At 39.6% G+C, this 22,266-nt stretch carries 28 protein-coding genes; 18 read left to right on the plus strand and 10 right to left on the minus strand.

Going from position 1 to position 22,266, the window contains the following annotated elements:
* Positions 1 to 356: 356 nt before the first annotated feature.
* Both C9J41_RS08215 and C9J41_RS08220 read right to left on the minus strand, forming a co-directional pair.
* The gene (locus tag C9J41_RS08215; RefSeq protein WP_107246787.1) at positions 357 to 770 is read right to left on the minus strand and encodes an NUDIX domain-containing protein; all 414 of its coding nucleotides are present in this window, start codon (positions 768 to 770) and stop codon (positions 357 to 359) included.
* A 55-nt stretch (positions 771 to 825) separates the two neighbouring features.
* Positions 826 to 1,701: a LysR family transcriptional regulator gene (locus C9J41_RS08220; RefSeq protein ID WP_107208337.1), complete on the minus strand. Its 876-nt coding sequence runs from the start codon at positions 1,699 to 1,701 to the stop codon at positions 826 to 828.
* Between the two features lie 99 nt (positions 1,702 to 1,800).
* Here C9J41_RS08220 and C9J41_RS08225 point away from each other — a divergent pair, with 99 nt between their 5' ends.
* A complete protein-coding gene (locus C9J41_RS08225) occupies positions 1,801 to 2,307 on the plus strand; it encodes a lactoylglutathione lyase family protein (RefSeq protein ID WP_105061909.1) in 507 nt (168 codons plus the stop codon).
* A gap of 121 nt (positions 2,308 to 2,428) precedes the next feature.
* Here the strand turns inward: C9J41_RS08225 and C9J41_RS08230 are convergent, their stop codons facing one another.
* The gene (locus C9J41_RS08230) at positions 2,429 to 3,124 is read right to left on the minus strand and encodes a pseudouridine synthase (protein WP_107294469.1); all 696 of its coding nucleotides are present in this window, start codon (positions 3,122 to 3,124) and stop codon (positions 2,429 to 2,431) included.
* A gap of 252 nt (positions 3,125 to 3,376) precedes the next feature.
* Between C9J41_RS08230 and C9J41_RS08235 the strand changes: the two genes are divergently transcribed.
* Both C9J41_RS08235 and C9J41_RS08240 read left to right on the plus strand, forming a co-directional pair.
* Positions 3,377 to 3,922, plus strand: a complete 546-nt coding sequence (locus C9J41_RS08235; protein WP_107294448.1) for a cytochrome b — start codon at positions 3,377 to 3,379, stop codon at positions 3,920 to 3,922.
* A 45-nt stretch (positions 3,923 to 3,967) separates the two neighbouring features.
* Positions 3,968 to 4,555 carry a YceI family protein gene (locus C9J41_RS08240; RefSeq protein ID WP_107290749.1) on the plus strand — a complete coding sequence of 196 codons (588 nt, stop codon included), beginning with the start codon at positions 3,968 to 3,970 and terminating at the stop codon, positions 4,553 to 4,555.
* A gap of 70 nt (positions 4,556 to 4,625) precedes the next feature.
* Here the strand turns inward: C9J41_RS08240 and C9J41_RS08245 are convergent, their stop codons facing one another.
* Positions 4,626 to 4,916 (minus strand): YkgJ family cysteine cluster protein, encoded by a 291-nt coding sequence (locus tag C9J41_RS08245; protein WP_107208340.1) that lies wholly within the window; start codon positions 4,914 to 4,916, stop codon positions 4,626 to 4,628.
* Positions 4,917 to 5,037: 121 nt separating this feature from the next.
* Entirely contained in the window at positions 5,038 to 5,847 is an 810-nt protein-coding gene (locus tag C9J41_RS08250) for a PhzF family phenazine biosynthesis protein (RefSeq protein WP_107287751.1), read from the minus strand.
* Positions 5,848 to 6,266: 419 nt separating this feature from the next.
* Between C9J41_RS08250 and C9J41_RS21915 the strand changes: the two genes are divergently transcribed.
* On the plus strand, positions 6,267 to 6,419 hold the full coding sequence (locus C9J41_RS21915; protein WP_199187097.1) for a hypothetical protein: 153 nt from the start codon (positions 6,267 to 6,269) through the stop codon (positions 6,417 to 6,419).
* A gap of 284 nt (positions 6,420 to 6,703) precedes the next feature.
* Here the strand turns inward: C9J41_RS21915 and C9J41_RS08260 are convergent, their stop codons facing one another.
* From C9J41_RS08260 to flgM, 3 genes are all read right to left on the minus strand, one after another.
* Positions 6,704 to 7,441, minus strand: coding sequence for a lytic transglycosylase domain-containing protein (locus tag C9J41_RS08260; protein WP_107259789.1), 738 nt, complete (start codon positions 7,439 to 7,441; stop codon positions 6,704 to 6,706).
* Between the two features lie 75 nt (positions 7,442 to 7,516).
* Entirely contained in the window at positions 7,517 to 7,984 is a 468-nt protein-coding gene (gene flgN / locus C9J41_RS08265; RefSeq protein WP_107290750.1) for a flagellar protein FlgN, read from the minus strand.
* Positions 7,985 to 8,014: 30 nt separating this feature from the next.
* Positions 8,015 to 8,296: a flagellar biosynthesis anti-sigma factor FlgM gene (gene flgM / locus C9J41_RS08270; protein ID WP_107259787.1), complete on the minus strand. Its 282-nt coding sequence runs from the start codon at positions 8,294 to 8,296 to the stop codon at positions 8,015 to 8,017.
* Positions 8,297 to 8,541: 245 nt separating this feature from the next.
* On the opposite strand from flgM, the gene C9J41_RS22140 reads away from it, so the two are divergent.
* Entirely contained in the window at positions 8,542 to 9,114 is a 573-nt protein-coding gene (locus C9J41_RS22140) for a prepilin-type N-terminal cleavage/methylation domain-containing protein (RefSeq protein ID WP_107259785.1), read from the plus strand.
* Between the two features lie 171 nt (positions 9,115 to 9,285).
* Here the strand turns inward: C9J41_RS22140 and flgA are convergent, their stop codons facing one another.
* The gene (flgA, locus tag C9J41_RS08280) at positions 9,286 to 10,080 is read right to left on the minus strand and encodes a flagellar basal body P-ring formation chaperone FlgA (protein WP_233217723.1); all 795 of its coding nucleotides are present in this window, start codon (positions 10,078 to 10,080) and stop codon (positions 9,286 to 9,288) included.
* Positions 10,081 to 10,911: 831 nt separating this feature from the next.
* Here flgA and flgB point away from each other — a divergent pair.
* The 12 genes from flgB (at position 10,912) to C9J41_RS08345 (ending at position 20,858) form a co-directional block, all read left to right on the plus strand.
* On the plus strand, positions 10,912 to 11,274 hold the full coding sequence (gene flgB / locus C9J41_RS08290) for a flagellar basal body rod protein FlgB (protein WP_107246777.1): 363 nt from the start codon (positions 10,912 to 10,914) through the stop codon (positions 11,272 to 11,274).
* A gap of 2 nt (positions 11,275 to 11,276) precedes the next feature.
* Positions 11,277 to 11,711 (plus strand): flagellar basal body rod protein FlgC, encoded by a 435-nt coding sequence (flgC, locus tag C9J41_RS08295; protein WP_005364289.1) that lies wholly within the window; start codon positions 11,277 to 11,279, stop codon positions 11,709 to 11,711.
* Positions 11,711 to 12,388 (plus strand): flagellar hook assembly protein FlgD, encoded by a 678-nt coding sequence (gene flgD / locus C9J41_RS08300; protein WP_107208348.1) that lies wholly within the window; start codon positions 11,711 to 11,713, stop codon positions 12,386 to 12,388. The genes flgC and flgD overlap by 1 nt, the downstream gene beginning before the upstream one ends.
* A gap of 70 nt (positions 12,389 to 12,458) precedes the next feature.
* Positions 12,459 to 13,655 (plus strand): flagellar hook protein FlgE, encoded by a 1,197-nt coding sequence (flgE, locus tag C9J41_RS08305; protein WP_107246773.1) that lies wholly within the window; start codon positions 12,459 to 12,461, stop codon positions 13,653 to 13,655.
* Between the two features lie 12 nt (positions 13,656 to 13,667).
* Positions 13,668 to 14,399, plus strand: a complete 732-nt coding sequence (locus C9J41_RS08310; protein ID WP_107246772.1) for a flagellar basal body rod protein FlgF — start codon at positions 13,668 to 13,670, stop codon at positions 14,397 to 14,399.
* 35 nt (positions 14,400 to 14,434) lie between these two features.
* Positions 14,435 to 15,220 carry a flagellar basal-body rod protein FlgG gene (gene flgG / locus C9J41_RS08315; RefSeq protein WP_107290751.1) on the plus strand — a complete coding sequence of 262 codons (786 nt, stop codon included), beginning with the start codon at positions 14,435 to 14,437 and terminating at the stop codon, positions 15,218 to 15,220.
* Positions 15,221 to 15,229: 9 nt separating this feature from the next.
* Positions 15,230 to 15,898, plus strand: coding sequence for a flagellar basal body L-ring protein FlgH (gene flgH, locus C9J41_RS08320; protein WP_005364296.1), 669 nt, complete (start codon positions 15,230 to 15,232; stop codon positions 15,896 to 15,898).
* Positions 15,898 to 17,019, plus strand: a complete 1,122-nt coding sequence (locus C9J41_RS08325) for a flagellar basal body P-ring protein FlgI (RefSeq protein WP_107290752.1) — start codon at positions 15,898 to 15,900, stop codon at positions 17,017 to 17,019. Before flgH ends, C9J41_RS08325 begins: the two co-directional genes overlap by 1 nt.
* A 9-nt stretch (positions 17,020 to 17,028) precedes the next feature.
* Positions 17,029 to 17,511 carry a rod-binding protein gene (locus tag C9J41_RS08330; RefSeq protein WP_107287752.1) on the plus strand — a complete coding sequence of 161 codons (483 nt, stop codon included), beginning with the start codon at positions 17,029 to 17,031 and terminating at the stop codon, positions 17,509 to 17,511.
* 5 nt (positions 17,512 to 17,516) lie between these two features.
* A complete protein-coding gene (flgK, locus tag C9J41_RS08335) occupies positions 17,517 to 18,884 on the plus strand; it encodes a flagellar hook-associated protein FlgK (protein ID WP_107208355.1) in 1,368 nt (455 codons plus the stop codon).
* A 10-nt stretch (positions 18,885 to 18,894) separates the two neighbouring features.
* Positions 18,895 to 19,794, plus strand: a complete 900-nt coding sequence (gene flgL, locus C9J41_RS08340) for a flagellar hook-associated protein FlgL (protein ID WP_107208356.1) — start codon at positions 18,895 to 18,897, stop codon at positions 19,792 to 19,794.
* 14 nt (positions 19,795 to 19,808) lie between these two features.
* Positions 19,809 to 20,858, plus strand: a complete 1,050-nt coding sequence (locus C9J41_RS08345) for a flagellin (RefSeq protein WP_107208357.1) — start codon at positions 19,809 to 19,811, stop codon at positions 20,856 to 20,858.
* A gap of 17 nt (positions 20,859 to 20,875) precedes the next feature.
* Here C9J41_RS08345 and C9J41_RS08350 read toward each other — a convergent pair whose 3' ends face one another.
* Positions 20,876 to 21,172 carry a helix-turn-helix transcriptional regulator gene (locus tag C9J41_RS08350; protein ID WP_107246763.1) on the minus strand — a complete coding sequence of 99 codons (297 nt, stop codon included), beginning with the start codon at positions 21,170 to 21,172 and terminating at the stop codon, positions 20,876 to 20,878.
* A 110-nt stretch (positions 21,173 to 21,282) separates the two neighbouring features.
* Here C9J41_RS08350 and C9J41_RS08355 point away from each other — a divergent pair, with 110 nt between their 5' ends.
* Positions 21,283 to 22,179: a permease gene (locus tag C9J41_RS08355; RefSeq protein WP_107246762.1), complete on the plus strand. Its 897-nt coding sequence runs from the start codon at positions 21,283 to 21,285 to the stop codon at positions 22,177 to 22,179.
* The last annotated feature ends 87 nt before the right edge of the window (positions 22,180 to 22,266 follow it).

Raw genomic sequence — 22,266 nt, forward strand, 5'->3', positions numbered from 1 at the left:
ATTAAAATACAGTAATAAAAAAGAGTTAAAAAATTCGAGTGGCTGCCAAATATCAGAAAACAAATGGCGAAAAATATAAAGGCTAGCATGTGTGAACGATTGTATATTAGCTATATATGCAAATAAAGTGGGTAATTATTAAATATAGTTATACGTTTTAACGAGGGATGTAAAGAAGGATGTTAATAGGTTGAATATGGATTTAAAATAATAGCAGAGCGATTTACGATTACGAATTAACGATAATGATTAGCTAACAATGGATAGGAATTACCTAAGATATTTACTTGCAAAGATGCTCGGGCTTGTCTAACACTCTTGATAGGTGCCGATTGAACGACACCTATATTTATCTGTTAGGCAAGTGTTCCTGCAATCAGTGAGGTTTTTTCTAGCCACTTTAATACCGCTAATGCAGCGGTAGAACACAGGCTTTCATCGGTACTATCAATGAATCTTTGTTCTTCGATTTCAGCTGCAGGTATAAGATCCCCAGAATAATCAGCAAAGTAACACGTCAGTTTTACTGAGATGCCTTCTGCCTTACCATCGGCCTGAGCCGTAAATGTTTCCATGTATTTAATACTGTTTGGTATAAGATCAACGGACAGTTCTTCTTTGATTTCACGGGTTAGTGCTTCAATGTCACTTTCACCGGCTTCACGTTTACCACCAGGAAGGTAAAACAGCGCTTTACCTTGAGATCTTACTACTAAAAATTTACCGTCTTGAATTAAAACCCAAGCGAGCTTATCAATTACTTTACTCATTTATTTACTCAATAATTTGCTCTAAAAACGTTGCGCCATTTTTCATTCTTATAGTTTAAGCACTTAGACAGGTCATTACTTCTTCAATCACAGCTGCAACGCGGTTAGGAATAAATCGGTTGGCGTGAGTGCCTAAGTATATATTCTCGCTGACTTCATTGTTAAATAAATGGATATTTACATGCGCTTTATCTTGAAAGGCATCCACAGCGTAACGAGGTAAAATAGTAAACCCTAGTCCTCGTTTTACGGGTTCTAAAATAAGGTTAATTTGGTTAGAAAATCCTGACCGCTTAAATTGGTTAATATGCTTAAACTCAGGGTAATTAACACTGAGTAACTGGCTTGCATGATAAACCCCATCAGGGTGATCAATAAAACCTAACTCAGTAAGCTTGTCCCAACTTGGCGATGAAATAGAGGCTGGCGTAACCAGCAAAAGCGCTTCTTTACCCATGGCATTCAGGGTTATATCGGCTTTATTTGAAAGGCGTGTCATAAAGCCAATATCGATACGCTGCTCTGCAAGTAAGGTTTCTATTTCATGGTTAGGTGCAAAGCGATAATCAATAACTAATTCAGGATATTGTTGTTGAAAAGCCAGCAAATGAGGGTAGAGCTTCAAACCAATGCTACCAGGAGAAGCAATGCGTACCATGCCTTCATAACGAGGATCAATACTGATCCTTTTATCTAAATCTGTAAGCGACAATACAATTTGGTTAGCTTCGTTGTACAAGCGTTCACCAGCGTGAGTCAACGTGAATTTTTTTCCGTGGCGAGTGAGCAGAGGTTGCTCTAAATATTGCTCTAATTTCTTTATATGTTGGCTGACACCGGATTGCGTCATATAAAGCTTTTCAGCGGTATGAGTAAAATGTCCAGTTTCTACCAAAGTACAAAAGCTACGTAACCAAATGGGATTAATCATTACAAAACGTACTCATTTTTATTATGAATGATAATTTTACTTAATAACATGTGATTTGTAATCTACTCACATCAACAATAACGATGAAGAGAACAAACCATGACAAATCAGACTTACCCACGTAGCTTTTCTCATATTGGTATTTCAGTACCTGACCTTGATGCTGCGGTTAAGTTTTACACCGAAGTTCTGGGGTGGTATGTGATCATGGAACCAACAGAAATTATTGAAGATGATTCCGCGATTGGTGAAATGTGCACAGATGTTTTTGGTAGTAACTGGGAGCGTTTTCGTATTGCACATTTATCAACCGGTGATCGTATTGGTATCGAACTGTTTGAGTTTAAAAACCAAACCAATCCTGAAGATAACTTCGAGTATTGGAAGACAGGGGTATTCCACTTTAGTGTTCAAGATCCTAATGTTGAAGAGCTTGCAGAAAAGATCGTTGCAGCTGGCGGTAAAAAACGTATGAAAGCACCACGTTTTTATTACCCTGGTGAGAAGCCATACCGTATGATTTACATGGAAGACCCATTTGGTAACATCATTGAAATTTACTCTCATAGCTATGAATTACACTACAGTGCTGGTGCATATAAATAAGCGTTGAGTGTTAGCTTTGTTGTAAATAGTACGGTGTTGTTATAACCAAAATCCGGCTTTTACATTTTCTTCGAGGAAAGGTAAATGAGTCGGATTTTGTATATTTCAGTATTTGTTTTGGTTAATCAGCTTTAACAAAAGAGGCGACTTCGTCTTTGGTTAGGTAACGCCATTGCCCGACTTCAAGATCAAGCGTCACCTCGCCAATCGCTTCACGGTGAAGAGACACGACGCGATTACCAACAGCGGCAAACATGCGCTTAACCTGATGAAACTTGCCTTCAGTAATCGTCAGCAATACTTCTTTCACTGAAATAATGGTTAATATCGCTGGTGCGGTTAACTTTTGTTCGCCTTGTAATTTGATCCCTGCTTTAAATTTTTCGGCCACGTCTGCCGCAATATCTCGAGACAAACCAACCCGATAAACTTTACTGCATTTTTGATTTGGTGATGTGATATTAAATGACCAACGCCCATCATCAGTGATCAGTACCATTCCTGTGGTATCCGCATCTAAACGCCCTGCAATGTGTAATTCAGCGATATTTTCAATATCAAGGTAGTTAAATAGAGAGGGATAAACTTCATCAATATTTGAGCAGATAGTGCCCGCAGGTTTATGCATTAGGATATAGCGAAACTCACGCGCAATTAGCCTTTTGCCATCCATGATAACGGTATTATTCTCATGTACTTGTGTTGTTTCATTGATAATTACAGCATCGTTGACGCTAATATTACCGGCGTGTATTCGCTCTATGGCTTCTGCTTTAGTCAGTTGGGTACTTTTACAAATAAATTTATCAAGACGCATAACACTGAACACAAGTAGGGAAACAAGCGCATTATTATCCGTTATCATTTCTATTTAGCAATCCTGAACCTTAATTTAGCGAGTGTTTTTTATGCGAAAGAGCATTATCACTTTACAGGTAAATATCCATTTTTATCTTCTATGCGAATAAATATAGCGGTCTGATACACAAACACTGACAAAGTTGGTTAATAAATTGTTACTTATTTGTTTATTATGCTAAAAACAACTTTCCTCATCGAGCGAATAACCATGAAAAAAACACCAAATAAAAATTGGAACCCCATGATTATTTTACTTCACTGGTTGGTTGCGCTGACTGTCGTTGGATTATTTGCGATTGGCTGGTGGATGGTTGATTTAAATTATTATCATGCTTGGTATAACACTGCGCCTGATACTCATAAGAGTACTGGTTTGATCTTATTCTTTGTATTGATCGTAAGGTTGCTATTAAGAGCATTAACTGACGCACCAGCCACTCTTTCTAGTCATGCTCAATGGGAGCAATGGCTCGCACAAAAAACGCATTGGCTATTGTATCTGCTGTTATTTGTGGTGATGTTCAGTGGTTACTTGATCTCAACTGCCGATGGAAGAGCGATCAGTATCTTTGGTGTATTTGATATTCCAGCAACGCTTACAAGTATTCAAAATCAAGAAGATATCGCGGGTACTATTCACTGGTATGGTGCTTGTGTGTTGATTGGTTTTGCTCTTTTACATGCTATTGGCGCGTTAAAACATCACTTTATAGATAAAGATAACACGCTAAAACGCATGCTAGGCAAAGCATAATGACAAAATTAGATAAGACGTATTACGACATAAACGGAGATTATGATGAAAAAGCGCCTACTAAGATCTTTTATTCCTTGCACACTTTTGGCTGCGGCTAGTATGTCATCAGTAGCGCTAGCAGACGATTATAAAATCGATACTAATGGCTCACATGCATCGATTCAATTTCGGATCCAGCATCTTGGTTACAGTTGGTTGGTAGGGCGTTTTAATACCTTTGATGGTGAGTTTAGTTATGATGAAAAGCAGCCTGAAGCATCAAAAGTTAAAGTGAATATAGCAACGGCGAGTGTGGACTCCAACCATGCTGAGCGTGATAAACATTTACGCAGCAGTGATTTTTTAAATGTTGAAAAATTTCCAGAAGCGACTTTTGTTAGTAGCTCTTTTAAAGAGTCGGGGGATGGCAACGCTACCATGACAGGTGATTTAACGTTAAATGGCGTTACAAAGCCGGTTACGATTGATGTTAAACATGTTGGTGCAGGTAATGATCCGTGGGGCGGCTATCGTCGTGGATTTGTTGGTACTACAATGATCTCATTGAAAGATTATGATATTAAAACAAATTTAGGCCCTGCTTCTACAGAGGTTGAGTTAGAACTCAATGTTGAAGGGATCCGCCTTTAATTGAGTAAGGTAGACGAGTTAGCATTTATATAAAATGTAAGCGCTAACTCGTTAGTGATAGATATTGGAGCTATAGAAATTCAGTACGCTCATCAACACATTCGTAAGAGCCCATTTCAAATTCGCGGCAAATCCAAGGACGGTTTTCATAAATCGTACACATGAAGGTCTCTCTATCAAGTGCAGAGCACCAACCATCAGCGAGTCGAAGCATAGTTTCACCTCCCCACATATCTCGTTTGATATGCCTTTCTGGTACACCTGTATCTGAGATAATCATCACCTCTAAACGGCAGCAGCATGCTTTACAGTTAGAGCATGAGACTTCAGGTGTGGTTTCATTTTTAATTGGGATGTTCATAGCTTGAAAAACACAGTTATCTTTAAGTAACTCAATGCCGCATCATACCCCAAAACGGCATTGCTATCTTATGTTTTCCAATGATGTGCCATGTTCTAAATATCGTATATATCAGATGTCGTTATACATTAGGTAACTGCATTGTACCTTTTATGGTTGTAATCGCTGAGCCTATGAGTTTTATACGTTCATTGGGTAATAACTCGGTGCTGACATATCCACCACGCGCAGATGCTTGATAACCATTAAGTTTTACTTTATTGAGCTTTTCTGACCAGTAAAGTGTTAAAGCACAGTGTGCTGAACCTGTTACGGGATCTTCATTAACGCCAACCCAAGGGGCAAAAAAGCGAGAGATAAAATCAAGATCATCACGCTGAGTTGGTGCAGTAATTAACACACCACGACCATCAATTTTTGTTAGGCGATCAAAGTTTGGCGCAAGATTTAATACAATCTCTTCGTTATCAACTTCAATAAATATCTTCGAATCAAAAATACCATAAGCAATAACATGTGTAGCTTCAATGCCTAAAGACGCTAACAATTCTGTGGATGGTGTGATATTAAAATCAAGTATTGGTGCCGGAAAATCGAGTTCTATAGTTGATGATCTAATTAAGGCGCTTAATGATCCTGACAGGGTATTAAATGTCACGGTATCATTAACGTTAAAAAGTTTTTTTTCTTTTAAAATATGAGTAACGGAAAGTGTACCATGGCCACATAGTTTGACTTCAGCTTGAGGTGTAAACCATTTTAAGTTCATGTTATTTAATGATAAAAAAGCGGTTTCTGATACTGCCATTTCCGCTGCAATCGATAGCATTAAATCATTCGATAACGTTTCTTTTGTAATGCAAACACCCGCAGGATTACCTTTGAATGTTTCATTGGTAAAAGCATCAACTTGATAGATCTCGATATCCATTATTTCCTACTCTTCTTTCTCTTATTTATTATTATCGTAGCAAGTCACCCTGCGTATGTTGTTAACTCATTGTTAAGTTTCTGATATATAGTTTTTTATTCATCCATATATAGATGATTTTAATTATCTACATCAGGGAACAACAAGAAGCGAACCATAAGGTATTTGGTTAGAAAAAATCAGTTTACAAATCCGAATAAAAATGTTTGTGTGGAAGTTATGCAATAATTTTGGTATTATGTAAACAAGTCTTTATATTACTTTTAATGAATTGAATAACTTCACCAGCAAAGCCATATATTGACCTCCTAGCTTATCTATATCTTTCCATATCATGCACTATTGTTGCTTGATAACGGCAACATTCAATTATCGACCGATATAGCTATTTACGATTATGTATTAACAGAGAGACATTCATGACAAAGCAAACTGACATCAAACGAACAACTACAGAAGCTAAAACAAAAAGAAAAGTAGCACCAAAGACAACAGAAAGAAAAGTGAGTGTTCGCGAGCGAATTGAAAACTTACACATGCAGCGCGAATGGGATAAAGAGTGGGAGCTATGATCAATAGCTCATTAATTATTCAGAAGATTAATGATGCATGCATTATTACTCTATTTTGAACGTTAAGTCATTGGGAACAAGACTACCTTAGCAATTTATATCAAAGCCTTATACATTATGACCAAGTATCTGAGAAACAAATAGCGATATGCTCTCAGATTTTTGGGCGCCGCAAACTTCCTCTGTTATTACCGTAATTTTATTGTTTTTTCTATTGCATTTTTCTCCTAACGTTTTATTGCAACTAGGCAACCTGCTGATTAATTATGTTATTTTTCTTTAGATTAGTCTGATAAAGATTTAAGCGTAATGATTGGCTTTATGGGTTTCATGTTAATCACTGTTTTGGTTTCAAATAATTGTTTTAGAAACACGACATCATTATTAATAGATACTGCATTGATTGCGAAGGGAGACTGGGCTCTCGGTATTGAGCTTACTAACGTATCAAGATCGACCAACTTTTCTAAAGCGTAAAATTTATGCACGTAATCAACGGTTTCATTCGGTAAGCGTAGAGCTGAAAAATGTTTATCCACGACGCGTTTTAATGCCCGTTGTACACGTCCTTCCCCTGAATTATAGGCTGCTAAAGTCAGCTTTAAATCTTGATCAAATTTGTTATAGAGAAAGATCAAATACTGTATAGCAGCATCGGTACTACGGGCAATATTGAATCTTTCATCTTTAGTCTTGGAGACAGTTAAACCAAAACGCTTTGCTGTTGCGGGCATGAGCTGCCAAAGACCAGCCGCTTTTGCGTGAGAGACGGCATGGCGATCGAATGTCGATTCAATCATTGGTATTAATACCAGATTACGCGGTAGCTTTTTAGCATCAAGCCGTTTGATTATATGCTGTACCGTTGTTTGATGGCGCGTGAACTGTTTATTGATCACTTTTTTATGCGGTGATAATCGTTGATAATGTTTACTGACTTGTTGTTCAAATTGCGTTTGGTACTTGGTGGGTATTGGCGTGGATGCTTGGTTAGGATTTGCAAACAATAACAAAATCAGCATGATGAACATACTGAGAGGTAGAGAGAGAATAGTGCATTTTTTATTGCCCAAATGATACCTCATTAGCCTTTAATTTTAATACTGCATTAAATGCGGTGAGCTATAAGCGTTATTGTCATTATGTTGGGGCATTTGAGTATACACTTGATTGAGCAATTCGCTGAAGTTCGCTGATAATATTCCGTTGCGCTGATTTAAGTCATGGCACTGTTTTACTAAGGTTTCTAACGTTTGCCATTGTTGCTGAAGTTTGCTTTTTATTGCATTTGGTAAAGCATGGATCAGTTTATTCATGCTTTGATTATTAATGGGTAAACCGAGCTTATGTAGTTGTTGTGCGCGCTGTTGGCTTCGTTGTGTCAGTTTGCTTAGCAGTGGCAGTTGTTGTTCCGTTAGCTGCGAAAGTAACGTACCATCAAATTTCAAATAGCATTGGTGCTGTTTTAACATCAGTTGATAAAGCTGGCGGTAATCAACAATATCGCACTGAATGTCTTTTATAAGTACAGTGAGCATTTGCTGTTTATTGTGAGGATTAGGCATGTTTTACTCCATATAATATTAGCAATGTGTTTATTCATGACCGGTATGAAATTGCAAAATCGCACTCGAAAGCGCTTCAATATCGAGGTTGATTTCCCCACGGTTTAGAGCATTTTTGATTTGTTCCACTTTTGCCATATCCACATCAGGTAGAGCATTTAACGGTTGCTGTGCTTGTGCTAACAGTTGGCTATCAATGGTGCTGGGTGTGTTTATGACGTTATTTTTGATGGGCAGAGTACTTGGCTGTTGTTCTGCTGGTTTTAACTGGGTATGGGAAAACTGCGCGGTTGCAATTTTATCTATTTTCATCGTTTTAATTCCTAAACAAGACGCTTAGTTTACTTAGGCGACCAAACTCATAGGAAGATTAAATAAGAAATGACAGTTTCAGTATTTTTATCGAAAATAGTGTTAGAGCGTATACGATAGATAACGTTCGTGGATATAGTAATCGAACGGTCTCGAAGAAACAAAGCTGTTATGCATACCGAAAACTCATTGTGATTGTTTAAAATCACGCATGGCTTAATCCATTTTCATGTTGAGCGTCTTGAATGAAAAAAAGTAAAGGTTTCACACTGATAGAAATCGTCGTTGTTATTGTTATTCTAGGAATATTAGCTGTCGTTGCAGTCCCAAAATTCTTAAATATTCAGCGTGATGCAAGAATAGCTACCCTAAAAGCGACAAAAGGGGCCTTAGAGTCTTCATTTGCTATATTTGCAGCAAAGACGGAATTACCATCTGCAAACATTTATACTGATAAGTATGGCTATAGGTTTATGCTTAGTGGAAGCTCCACTACACCGAGTAATGAAAATAAAGGCATTCGTATATCAAATTATGATAATTACCCGTGGTTTAGCTCTATTAGCTCTAAAACTGAATATTCAGGCATCGAAGCAATAAAAAAACTGGCTAATATTGACGTATACCCTCTGGATAAAAAGGGTAATGCAACACACAAATTAAACATTGAATTTTATACAAATACAGACGGTGATTTTAGAATTTTCCCACAAGTAAATGATTACTATAGTCACCCTGAACAAAAGAAATGCTACTTACAATATAACGTTGATAATCTAGCTAAACCACATTTTACATTGTTCACATCTGATTGCTGATAACCGAAACATTAAGTAGCTCTATTCATTAAAAGAATAGGGCTTTCTCACAGAAGCATAATCATTGTTGATTGTTCTTATGTAATGTCGGGATGCGAAGCATAAAACAACAAGTTGAGCTCTATTTGTTATCAATGCTTATATTTAATGTAGCGGTTATTTTTGCTTATTTTAAAATATTGTTTCTACTTTCCCTTGTGCAACAACACGAGCATGAATGACTTTTTGAGTTGCTGTATTCTCTACTTTAATTTGTTCGTACATTTTTCCATGTTCTAACGCCATTCCTTTGGTTGATGCTTCAAATTTACCTTTCTTAGCGACAATCAGTACTTGATCCCCTTTGTTAATCAGAAACGGCTTTTTTAACACGTTTTCAGTAATCAGTTGTCCTTGGCGAATTCGACGGATGGCATGTAACCCTATCACTTGATCCGCATCAGTGATGATGTTCTTAGGTGCTTTTAGTTGCAGTTTTTTGCTGTCGAGCATATCCATTGTAATAACCTCGTCGCGATGGATTAACGTGCGGGCTACCATTACTGGAAGTGTTAATTGGACATAAACCGTTGCATTGAGTCGCCAGTTCACTGTTGGGCTTTCACACTTAACTTGTCTTTTTAATCTGCCTACGGGCTGAGATTGATTATCTTGTGCAGTAAAACGAACAGGTTCAGGGCAATGAGGTAATGATGATATGGCCTTCGGAATATTGACCTTTATATTTGGAACCACTTTTTTCCAGCCATGAATATCACTGTAATGCTGGATTTCATTTTTTATTTCGTCTACCAAGGTGCTTTTAATTTTCTGTATATTAACGCTATTTGAGGTTATTAATTTAACCTCTTGTAAATTATCAGCAAAAACGCTAAAAGGTAAAAATATAACTAGAATTATTAAATACGTTAAACTCACAAATGCTTTTTTTGCTGGGTTTGACACCACTTCAAGTATCTTCAACATGTTCACTCTTAGTTACATTATTAATGTTAAATTAGCATGCCTTTAATAGTCGCTTTCTACAAAGGCATTAATTAGATGAAGTTATCTGATTTATTGATGATAACCTTATGATTTAATAAATAATTTAGGTTTAAGAGTGCTCTTGTAAATATTAAAACTCAATTGTTAATAATAACTTAGCATCAATAGTAAGTCATGATATATAACTTTGCTAAAGGGTTTGATGGTATCTCTTCTTCTTTGATACTAAAACGGCTTTTATCTGACTTGATATCATCTATATTCTTGATTTTGCTTGATATTATTCTTTCTGCGGGTTCCGTTACTTTTCCTATAAATGTTATGGTTATCTCTTCACTAAAACTTGATTGTGATAAGCATAATAAAATAAAACTAACTATAAATTTAAACATTTTTCTCTCGATAAGTTTTTTGTATTAATAATTAAGAGCAAGATTAGTGCCAATACTTATTAGACTTATATTTCTATGTGGATGATGTGGTTTGAGAGCGGAAAATAACTTCATACCTAGTGTTTAGTCAAGCTTTTTATGCAGGTATGTCTAGATATTTATTATATTTAAATGTTGAGATAGAGATAGTTAAATATAAAAACTGTTATTAAGTTTGAAATAGATTCATTAATAGTATCAAAGGAATAATTACATTTAGTTCAATCGTGTTATTTCCTTTCCGATTATTTCCCCTATGGGAAGTTAACTTTCCGTATTTAAATATAACTCCCTGATAATATTTAAAAAATATTTTGGCACGAATTTTGGATTAATACACTCTATTGCAATCTTGGTTGTACTGTCTAAGGAGTGGTTAATGGCAATAAGTTTTGAAAATGCACTTGGTGTTCATCCTCAAACGCTCGATTTTCGGGTGCAAAGAGCCAAAGTGCTTGCCAGTAATTTAGCAAATGTAGATACCCCTGGATACCTAGCAAAAGATATTCGTTTTGATGCCATTGTAAGTCAAATGGGTTTTGGAAAAGTACAAAAAGCCCCGACACAACTTGTGGTGTCTGATGGTTACGCTGTGCCTTACCAGAACTCAAAAGATGGCAATACGGTAGAGCTCAGTGTCGAGCAGGCAAAGTTTACTAAAAACAACATGGATTTTCAGAGCAGCTTAACGTTTATGAATATGAAATTTAAGGGCTTAGCTGCCGTGATTAAAGGACGTTAACAATGGCATTTACTGATATTTATTCCATAGCGGGTTCTGCAATGAATGCGCAAACCATACGTTTAAATACTGTCGCAAGTAATTTAGCGAATGCCGATGCTGTTGCCGCTAATCCTAATGATGCTTACAAGGCGTTAAAACCTGTATTCGCCACCGTTTACAACAAAACTCAATTAACAGGGGATCAAGCAGATTACCCGAGTGCTGAAGTGCGCATTATGGATGTGGTTCAACATGCTGGAGAGGCTGAAAAACGCTTTGAGCCGAGTAACCCACTGGCCAATGAAGAGGGGTATGTTTATTACCCTGATATAGATGTAGTCGCAGAGATGGCAGACATGATGTCAGCTACCCGCAGTTTTGAAACCAATGTAGAAGTGCTGAGTAATGTAAAAAGCATGCAGCAAGGGTTGCTTCGTTTAGGTGAGGGTAACTGATGACCATTGCACAATTTAACGCACTGAGTACCGATGTGCCTGCGATTGAGTCGACCAATATGGCTGTCGCGGGTAACCCGAATAATGCCAACGATGCTAACTCATTAAAAAATGAATTCATTAATTTAATGGTGGCTCAAATTCAAAATCAAGATCCGTTAAATCCGCTTGATGGCACTGAATATGTCGGCCAATTAGCGCAATTTTCTCAGGTTGAAAGTACCGAGAATATGGCGAAGTTGATGCAAAACAGCATGGTTTTACTGGATAACATGCAAGTCCTGTCAACGGCAGGGTTAGTAGGGCAAACCGTTTATGTTGAAGGTAATGAGGTTGCATTAACGGATGCTAAGCAGCAAGGACGGATCGAATTAGACCATGCATCGAGTACCGTCTCGATTGTTTTAACAGATCAACTTGGTAATAAAAAAGTGATGCCGTTAGGCCCTAAAAATAAGGGGGAAGTAGAATTTACGATTGATCCTAACGCGTTGGGTTTAGCTAAAGGGCAATATCAAATCAGTGTTGAGGTGGCGAAAGATATACCACAACCCAGTGTTCTGCTCGCAGGAGAAGTATCGCAGGTCCGCGTGCCCTCTAATGGCGGTGCCGCGTTGGTAAATGTTGAAGGTATTGGTCGAGTACCGTTTTATCAAATTAGCCAGTTTGGCGAGTAAATCTATTTAAGCTTTCGCTTGGTTTAGACCGTGAACGAAAGTAATCAAGGAATGAAGAGAAGAGGAAGTTATGAGTTTTGATATCGCATTAAGTGGATTAGACGCAACCAATGTTCAGTTAAATACTATTAGTAATAATATTGCCAATGTTTCTACCTCGGGTTTTAAGGAGTCACGTACTGAATTTTCAGCGGTATACAATGGTATGCAAGCCGGAGGGGTTGAAGTTGCCGCTATTTCGCAGAACTTTGATAAAACAGGTTCAATTACAGGGACTGGTCGACCGTTAGATCTGGCGATTTCGGGAAGCGGATTTTTTGTCACTAAAGATCATACTGGGCAAACCTTATATACCCGCTCAGGCGTGTTTGGTTCTGATAAAGATAACAACATTGTTAGTAATAATGGCGCCAAGCTTCAAGGCTATACCGTTGATGCGAATAACAATTTACAAGCTGGCGCAGTCGGTAATTTAAAAATCACCACCGGTTCACTGCCAGCAAAAGCGACAGATGAGCTTGCTTTTGTGGCTAACTTAGATGCCCGTTCTAGTGTGATTGATCCTGCCATTAATCCTTTCGACCCTAATGCGACTGACAGCTTTAACTCTTCTTATACTTCTAAAGTTTATGACTCTTTAGGTAACCCCCACACCGTTACACAGTACTTCACCAAAACCAATGCCAATGAGTGGCAGGTAAATGTGGTCGTTGATGGCGCGGCTACCCCGACGCAAACCCAAAATGTTGTTTTTAATACCGACGGTACATTGCAATCACCAACGACTCCTTTTGTTGTGAATTTCAACCCTGCAGGTGCGGATGCGGCGAATATCAATATTGATATAGCTGGGACGACTCAGTTTGGTGCGGATTTTGGCGTGAGTACCAATGCGCCGAATGGCTATACCTCGGGTGAGCTTGCTGGTGTGCGTGTTGAAGATAATGGGATGGTGTTTGCTACTTACACTAATGGACAATCTCAGTTACAAGGTCAAGTGATGCTGGCTGATTTTGCCAACCCTCAAGGATTGGTAAAAACCAATGGCACTTCTTGGATCCAAAGCTTCAGCTCGGGTGCCCCAGTTAATGGTGCGCCAAGTACGGGGACCTTAGGTGGATTAGTTGCTGGCGCTTTAGAAGGCTCAAATGTTGATCTCACCAGTGAACTGGTAAGCCTAATGACCGCTCAGCGCAACTATCAAGCGAATGCCAAAACTATATCGACGTCAGATAAATTAACGCAATCACTCTTTAACGCGGTGTAGTGAGAGGCTGTTATGGATAGTTTTTTATATACCGCAACCAGTGGCGCAAGCCGAGTGATGAAAGCGCAGCACGTGCGTTCAAATAACTTATCAAATGCTGACACAGCAGGTTTTCGTGCTGATATGGAGCGAGTGAAAAGTATCCCGTTACAGGGCGCGGGATTTGATGGTCGCACTATGGTTGTAACTAACTCAGCAGCGACACGCTTTGATGCAGGGGATGTGATCAAAACAGGGCGCGCACTGGATATTGCGATTAATGGTGATGGCTTTTTTACCGTACAAACTGTCGCTGGTAATGAAGCCTATACCCGTGCTGGCAACATTCGTGTTGATGATCAAGGCATGATGCGAGTTAACGGTTTTCCATTGATGTCAGAAGGGGAAGCCTTAGTGCTACCAGAACATCAAGATGTGGAAATCAGCGATAAAGGTGTGGTGACTGTGGTGCCTCCTGGCGGTGGTGCCAAGCTTGAAGTCGGACAATTAAAGTTGGTTAATCCGGAGTTTAATCAACTGCAAAAACAAAGTGATGGCTTATTACATCCAGTAAATGACCAAGTCTTTGCTCAAGACCCGAGTGTAGCGATGACGGCTGGGCATTTAGAAGGCAGTAACGTGTCGGCGATTAATGAGCTGGTTAGTGTGATGTCGCTAACTCGTAACTTTGAAATGCAAGTGCGAATGATGAAAACCGCAGAAACTTTAGCACAAGCTGGAACCCGCTTAATGAACCCACGTTAATCACGTAGGTAAACATAATTACAAGGAGAGTCATCATGCATTCAGCACTTTGGGTCAGTAAAACAGGAATGGCAGCACAAGATACAAAAATGACTGCGATTTCCAACAACCTTGCCAATGTTAATACGGTAGGTTTTAAGCGTGATCGTGTTGTTTTTGAAGATTTGTTTTACAGTATTCAACGTCAACCAGGGGCGCAAGTTGATCAGTTAAATCAATTACCGAGTGGAGTACAGCTTGGTAGTGGTGTGCGTGTAGTCGGTACACAAAAAGTGTTTACGCAAGGGAATTCACAAAATACCCAACAACAGTTGGATCTTGCTGTAATGGGATCGGGCTTTTTCCAAATAGAAAATTCCGATGGTGAAGTGATGTTTAGCCGTAATGGCCAGTTTCACGTTAACTCTGAAGGCTTAATGGTGAACGGACAAGGTCTGCCACTTCAACCGCAAATTCAAATACCTGAAGAAGCGAATACGATATCCATTGGTGTTGATGGCCTTGTCACGGCGACGCTAGCAGGGGATCCTCAGCCGCAAGAGTTAGGGCAAATTACCTTAGCGAAATTTATTAATCCAGCAGGCTTAGAAGCGGTGGGCGGTAACCTTTATAAAGAGACACAAGCCAGTGGTCAGCCGCAAGAGATGATTGCAGGCACTGATGGCGCAGGCAGTTTGAAACAAGGGGCGCTAGAAGGTTCGAACGTGCAAGTGGTTGAAGAAATGGTTGATATGATCACCACTCAACGCGCTTATGAAATGAATGCCAAAGTCGTTTCTGCCGCTGATGACATGCTGAAATTTGTCGCTCAAGCCGTGTAAGGAGTGAGGATGAAGACGCTTTTAATGCTGCTATGTTTTCTCTCATTTGTATCAGGTTGTGCGGTGCGTGAAGAGTTTATTCCGCCTGAACCTAATGATGCTGCATTTGCGCCACCGGATCTTGATTACAGCTTACCTGAAGCCAAGCATGGCAGCTTGTATCGCCATAATTATTCGATGACCTTGTTTCAAGATCGCCGTGCCTATCGGGTCGGCGATGTATTAACGGTGGAGTTGGATGAGCAAACGCAGTCAAGCAAAAAAGCCAATACCAAGTTTGGTAAATCTTCCTCTATTGAATTTGCAGCGCCAACATTAGGTAATAAAACCTTTGATGATCTCTCAGCCAGTGTTAGCGGTGATCGTGGTTTTGATGGTACTGCTGCCAGCACTCAAGGCAATAAGTTGCAAGGGGCAATCACTGTCACTGTACATAAAGTATTACCTAATGGCGTGCTGATGATCCGTGGTGAAAAGTGGATCCGACTAAACCAAGGGGATGAATACATACGCTTAACAGGCGTGGTTCGGGTTGATGATGTTAATCGTCATAACCAAGTGTCTTCTCAACGTATTGGTGATGCGAGGATCACTTATTCTGGCAGAGGCGCACTGGCTGATAGCAATGCTGCAGGCTGGTTAACGCAATTTTTCACTAGCCCATGGATGCCTTTCTAATGAAAAAAATAGTTTATTTTATCCTGTCTTTTTTGTGGGTAACGTTGGGTTGGATGCCACTTAACGTTAGCGCTAAAACAGCAGTTCCTATGATGGATTTAGTGGATGTGCAAGGCATACGCTCAAATCAGCTGGTGGGTTATGGTTTGGTGGTTGGTCTTGATGGCTCAGGAGATCGAAATCAAGTGAAATTTACCAGCCAGTCTATCACCAATATGCTGCGTCAGTTTGGGGTACAAATTGGTGATAGGATCGATCCAAAGCTAAAAAATGTCGCTTCAGTGAGTGTGACAGCCACCGTTGAAGCGATGGCGGGACCCGGTCAAGAGCTTAATGTTGTTGTTTCCTCTATTGGTGATGCAAAAAGCCTACGTGGCGGTACTTTATTATTGACGCCACTTAGAGGTATCGATGGTGAAGTTTATGCTGTTGCACAGGGGAATGTCGTCGTTGGAGGGGTAAAAGCAGAAGGGCAAAGTGGTTCAAAAATCACGGTCAATACACCCACAACAGGGCGAATTCCTAATGGTGCCACGTTAGAGCGAGAAATACCGACGGACTTTAATAACAGCAGCATCGTCACGTTAAATTTACGCCAACCGAGTTTTACCACCGCGAAAAATATTTCCCGTGCAATCAACGCGACTTTCGGTCCAAAAGTGGCGACTGCGGTAAGTAAAGGTCGAGTGGAAATGCGTGCGCCGCAAGACCTACAACAGCGGGTGACTTTTATGTCGATGTTGGAAGACTTAAAAGTGATGACAGGGAGAACAGCCGCGCGGGTGGTATTTAATGCAAGAACAGGAACGGTTGTGGTTGGCAAAAATGTCCGTGTGAGTGAAGCGGCTGTGAGCCACGGTAACCTTACCGTGACGATTTCAGAAAGTGATCAAATCAGCCAGCCTAACGCTTTTAGCCAAGGTACAACAGAGCGAGTCAATAATTCTAAAGTTGATATCAACCAAGATGAGGCACAAATGTACATTTGGCCTGAAGGGACTGAGCTTAATACTATCGTAAATGCCGTGAACAGCTTAGGTGCGTCACCTGATGATCTTATGTCTATTCTACAAGCGCTACATGAAGCAGGCGCATTGAATGCAGAACTGGTAGTGATTTAGGAGAGTTAGATGAAGTTCGACGACAATATCAGCGTAATGAACAAAAATAATGTTCTATACCATGATAATAATGGTTTGCAGCAAATCAAACATTCGCTATCTGATGAGCAAGGTTTAGAGGTGGTTGCAGGGCAATTTGAAGCGATGTTTTTACAAATGGTTTTACGCCAGATGCGAAGTAGCAGTGATGTCTTGGCTGATGAAGATAATCCATTTTCCAGTAAACAACAGAGCGTCTATCGCGACTTTTATGATGGCCAGTTAGCGATTGAAATGGCGAAACAACAGCAAACAGGCATTAAAGAAATGTTGATGAAACAGTTAAATCCTAACCAAGGATTTAATGATGTTCAAAATAGTGCCGCATTAACTCATCAAGTACTGGAAAAACAAGACACACCAAAGCCTGTTAACAATGAAGCGGCCAATCAATTGGCGATTCGAACGTGTACTGCTTTTCAACAATCATTGCAATCTTACAAGGAGCAGTAATCGCTATGAATATGATTAATATTGGTTTAACAGGGTTAAATGCCAATAAAACGGCGCTTGATGTTACTGCTCATAATGTTGCTAATGTTAATACGCCAGGATTTAGTCGACAGCAGGCAATGATGAGTGCTCTTGCTGGCAACGATATATTAAGTGCGGGAAGTGGTGTTGACGTTGCCAGCATACGTCGTATTTCAGACCAATTTATTGTAAAGCAAACATGGGCAGCAACCAGTCAACAAGCAGCAAGCAATGCGAATTTAGACAATATGACGATGCTCGAAAGCCTTTTAGGTGGCGAGGGCTTTAACATTAGTGCTGGTCTTGATTCTTTATATTCGGCGCTAAATGACGCGACGCTTAAACCTGAATCTACCCCTAATCGCCAGCAAATTATTAATGAAGCTAAAGCGTTATCTCGTCGCTTTAATACCTTGTCTGAATCTTTACATGGTCAAGGTAAACGTATCAGTGACAAGGCCACGGCGTCGATTGAGCATGCTAATAGCTTAATGAACAACATTGCTGATATAAACCATCGCGTTGTTGAGACACAAGCGACAGGCGGTAATCCTTCTCAGCTTATTGATGAACGTGATGTATTAATTAAACAACTATCTGAAGTAGTAGAGATCAGTTCAACCCAGCAACCAGATGGTAGCCTACAAGTCACTCTGGCATCGGGTCAGCCCTTGATCTTAGGTAGTGATGCTGCGCAATTAAAATCGACTCCGATAGTTAATGAGCCGTTTATTAAGAATATTGAAATTAATTTTTCTGGGCAAACCTTTGCAGTTACAGGTGAGTTAGGAGGGCAGTTAGGAGCATTTGATAGCTATCTTAAAGACACCTTAAAACCGACCCAACAAGCCCTTGATGAGATGGCACAAAACCTAGCAACCGAATTTAATCAGGTACTCGCGACGGGTTTTGATTTAAACGGTAATCCAGGCCAAGCATTGTTTTCATTCGATCCCAATTCACCAGCGGCCAGCCTTGATATCACCGCGATCACACCGGCTGAGCTGGCATTATCTTCAGATGGGACACCGGGTAACAGTGATACGTTACAAGCCTTGATCAATTTGTCGACGAAACCAATGGCGATCACAGGGTTAGGGAGTGTGACCTTGAATGATGCATTTGCTTCTATGGTGGGTAAAACGGCAATAGAAACGCGACAAGCCGCCGTTGATCAAAAAGCCGCAGAAACCTTATTTAGTCAAGCCAATGCAGCACGAGATAATTTAAGTGCGGTTAACAGTGATGAAGAAGCGGCAAACCTAATGACATTTACTAATGCTTATCAAGCAAACATGAAAGTGATCAGTACAGCCAATGAACTGTTCGACTCAGTATTACGATTATTGTAAGGGATGAATGATGAGAGTCAGTGATACGCAATTTAGCCAGCTAATGTTAACTAGCCTATCAAAGAATAACCAAGGCTTAGGGGAAGTGTTAGCGCAGATGTCGACTGGTCAGCGCTTACTCAAATTATCTGATAACCCAATTGATTCTATTAACTTATTGAATTTAGATCGTGAAAATAGCGCGATAAATCAGTACCAAGACAACATTAATAATGTGAAAACCGCGTTATCGTCGCAAGAAGTTCATTTAATGGCTGCAAGTGATACGTTAAAAGATATGCGAGATACGTTGTTACTAGCGTCAAATGGTGCCATCTCAGATGCTGATAGAGAAAGTTATGCGAATAAATTAGTCAGCTTACGCGATGCTTTTATGTCTTCATTTAATGTTCAAGATGAAGAGGGTAATTACCTTTTTTCCGGTACTCAAAGTGATGTCCCAGCGATTACAGCACAACCTGCTGGTGGTTATATTTTTGAAGGTAATAGTGATAAGCGGGTAGTGACGGTAGCCAAAGGCGTTACGATGGAAGCCAATTTTGCTTCACAAGAAATGCTCGATCTTGGCGGTAATAATATCTTAAATCAGATTGACGCCGCGATAACCGAGTTACAAGCCCCGACAGCAAATCTCAATAACACCTTACAAGCAACGTTAAATACTCTAGATACGACGCATGATAATGTATTAGCAGCAGTAACCGATATTGGTGGGCGCCATAATAATTTAGATTTAATGGAAACCAGCCATGGTGATAATAAGTTATTTGTTGAAGCCGTAACCAATGATCTAGAAGCGTTGGATTATGGTGAAGCATCGGTTCGTTTAAATAATTACATGGCTGCGCTTCAGGCTACACAGGCAAGCTATATGAAAATTAACGACCTTTCATTGTTTAAGCGATTGTAAGGTAGCAAAGAATTATGGTGACAAGTACATCGGAAGTCAGAACTCAGAGTATAAATTTTGCTAATGCGAGCAAGCAAGCTGCCATTGTTCCGTCAGCCGCAGACACAATCGATACCAAGAAAATTGCGGGTTCGAACTTAAAACAATTAAGCTATCAGCAAGATGGATATACGGTTTCTAAAACCTTACTTGCCAAGGGGCAGCAGCAAGTAACATCGGTACAAATAGCACAACAAGCTTTAGGCGTTGTAGGGCGTGACTTACAAGCCATAAAGAAGATCTTAAGTACTGAGCTTATTGCTCAACGCGCAGTTTCTCCGTCAGCTCAAAGCAATGCGAATCATCATCTTGATTCGATAAAACACACATTGAATAACGCTAAGAGCGACGGACTTCGTGTTATTGATGCAGAGCTTAAAGTTAATATTGATAGACCAATAACACGTACATTTTCTGTTCCCGGTCTGAATGTTCAGCGTCAGCGAGAGCACAGTGAACTGATTAAATTAAGCTTTCAACAGTTAGGAACGGTTGTTGTGAATATGGATGCGAAATTAAGCGATAAAGCCTTAGTTTCGCAAATAGATCGTCATGTAATCCCTTTTGGTCTTCGAGCATCGCAACAAGATAACGGCGATATTGTATTTCGAACCAATGAGCAAAGCTTTCAAGGGTTGGAAGGAAAAGTACAGGTTATTGGTCAAGGGCATCGATACCCTGCAGGACAGGCCAATACACTCACGATTAAGCCTGAGCCAGAAGGTATTGAAGATAGTCAATTTACTTTTAATAACCGTGAGCAAATTCGCGATACTTTAGTAAAAGTGAACCAACATTTACGGCAAGTGCAACAAAGCCTTGATGATATCAAAGCTTATCAGGCGGTATTGGCTAAACAAATGGCAGATGCGAAGGCAAACACGTCGCTGGGAGATGTTAAGCAAGTAGAAGAAAAGCTTAGCCAACTCTCGGGGGCTGGAAACCAGCAATTTAGTGCAACGTATCGCTCTTTAGCAGCACAAGCAAATGTACATCGTCATACGGTTGTCGCTTTATTGAAATAATGTCACTGACTGCATGTTTATTGCTGATTTTCGTCTGCACAACATTCATCTTGTAGATAGGCGATCACAGAATCCAGCTTCTGATATTCAGCGACACAAAACAAAGTTCGTCCTTCTCTGCGTTGTGAAATGAGCCCAGCAGAGGCCAGCCCGGCAATATGATGAGAGAGGGTTGAGCCAGGAACAGAAAGCTTTTCTTGTAATCCCCCAACAGCAATACCTTGATGACCCGCTCTAATCACTGTTTTGTAAATCATCAATCGTGTCGGATGTCCTAATTCTTTCAATGCCTTAGCAATGATCTCTGTATTCATTGTTAATACCCTCACTAAATTTATATTTCGATATTACTGGAAATGTCTTGATCTAGCCAATAAAGATCAATTATATTTCGACTATTCTAGAAATATAGATTGGTGTTGTGATGTTCAAAGATACGTTAGAGATGTTCCTCTTTTTGGCGACTGAGTTAACGCTACTGTTTTTGTTGATTAGCTTTTTGGTTGGTGTGTTACAAAGTTATATACCACCGGAAAAAATTCAGAGGATATTAAGCGGAAAGAAAGGTCACGGTTATGTTGTTGCTGCATTATTAGCAGCTATTACTCCGTTTTGTTCTTGTTCGACAATTCCGTTCTTAAAAGGATTACTCAGAGCTAAAGCGGGTTTTGGCACCATGATGGTGTTCCTTTTCGCGAGTCCACTGCTTAACCCCGTAATCATTGGCTTATTTGTTGTAACCTTTGGTATTAAAGTTGCGGCATTCTATTTTGTGATGGCGATGGGTGTATCTGTTATTGCCGGCGTGCTATTAGAAAAGCTCAATTTTGAGCGCTTTGTAAAACCAGAAGCCTATATTGAACCTGAATCATCATGTGGTGCTAAAAGCTGTGGTGGAGTGAAAGTTGAAACCAATAAATGGAAAAAAATCTGGAATACAACATGGAAAGATTTCAAAAAAGTACTGCCATACTTAATCGGTGGTATTGCTATTGGTTCATTGATTTATGGTTTTATGCCAACTGAATTCATTGCAAAAATAGCAAGTGATAATAATCCATTTGCCATTCCGGTAGCGGCTGTCATTGGTATTCCATTATATATTCGTGCAGAAGCTGTCATTCCATTAAGTGCCGCATTAGCTGCAAAAGGAATGGGATTAGGGGCGGTGATGGCATTAATTATTGGTAGTGCTGGCGCAAGTTTAACAGAAGTTATCTTATTGAAATCAATATTTAAAACACCAATGATTATTGCTTTTGTTGCGGTTGTTTTAACCATGGCTATGAGTTCAGGTTACTTATATAGCTGGATTTTTTAATCCTTACCATGGAATTTCAGTGCCATCGTAACTGAAGAATTTTCCATTATCTTTATAGTATCATTGTGATTTAAATATTACATATTT

The organism is Photobacterium sp. GB-50, from assembly GCF_003026755.1.
GTDB lineage: Bacteria > Pseudomonadota > Gammaproteobacteria > Enterobacterales > Vibrionaceae > Photobacterium.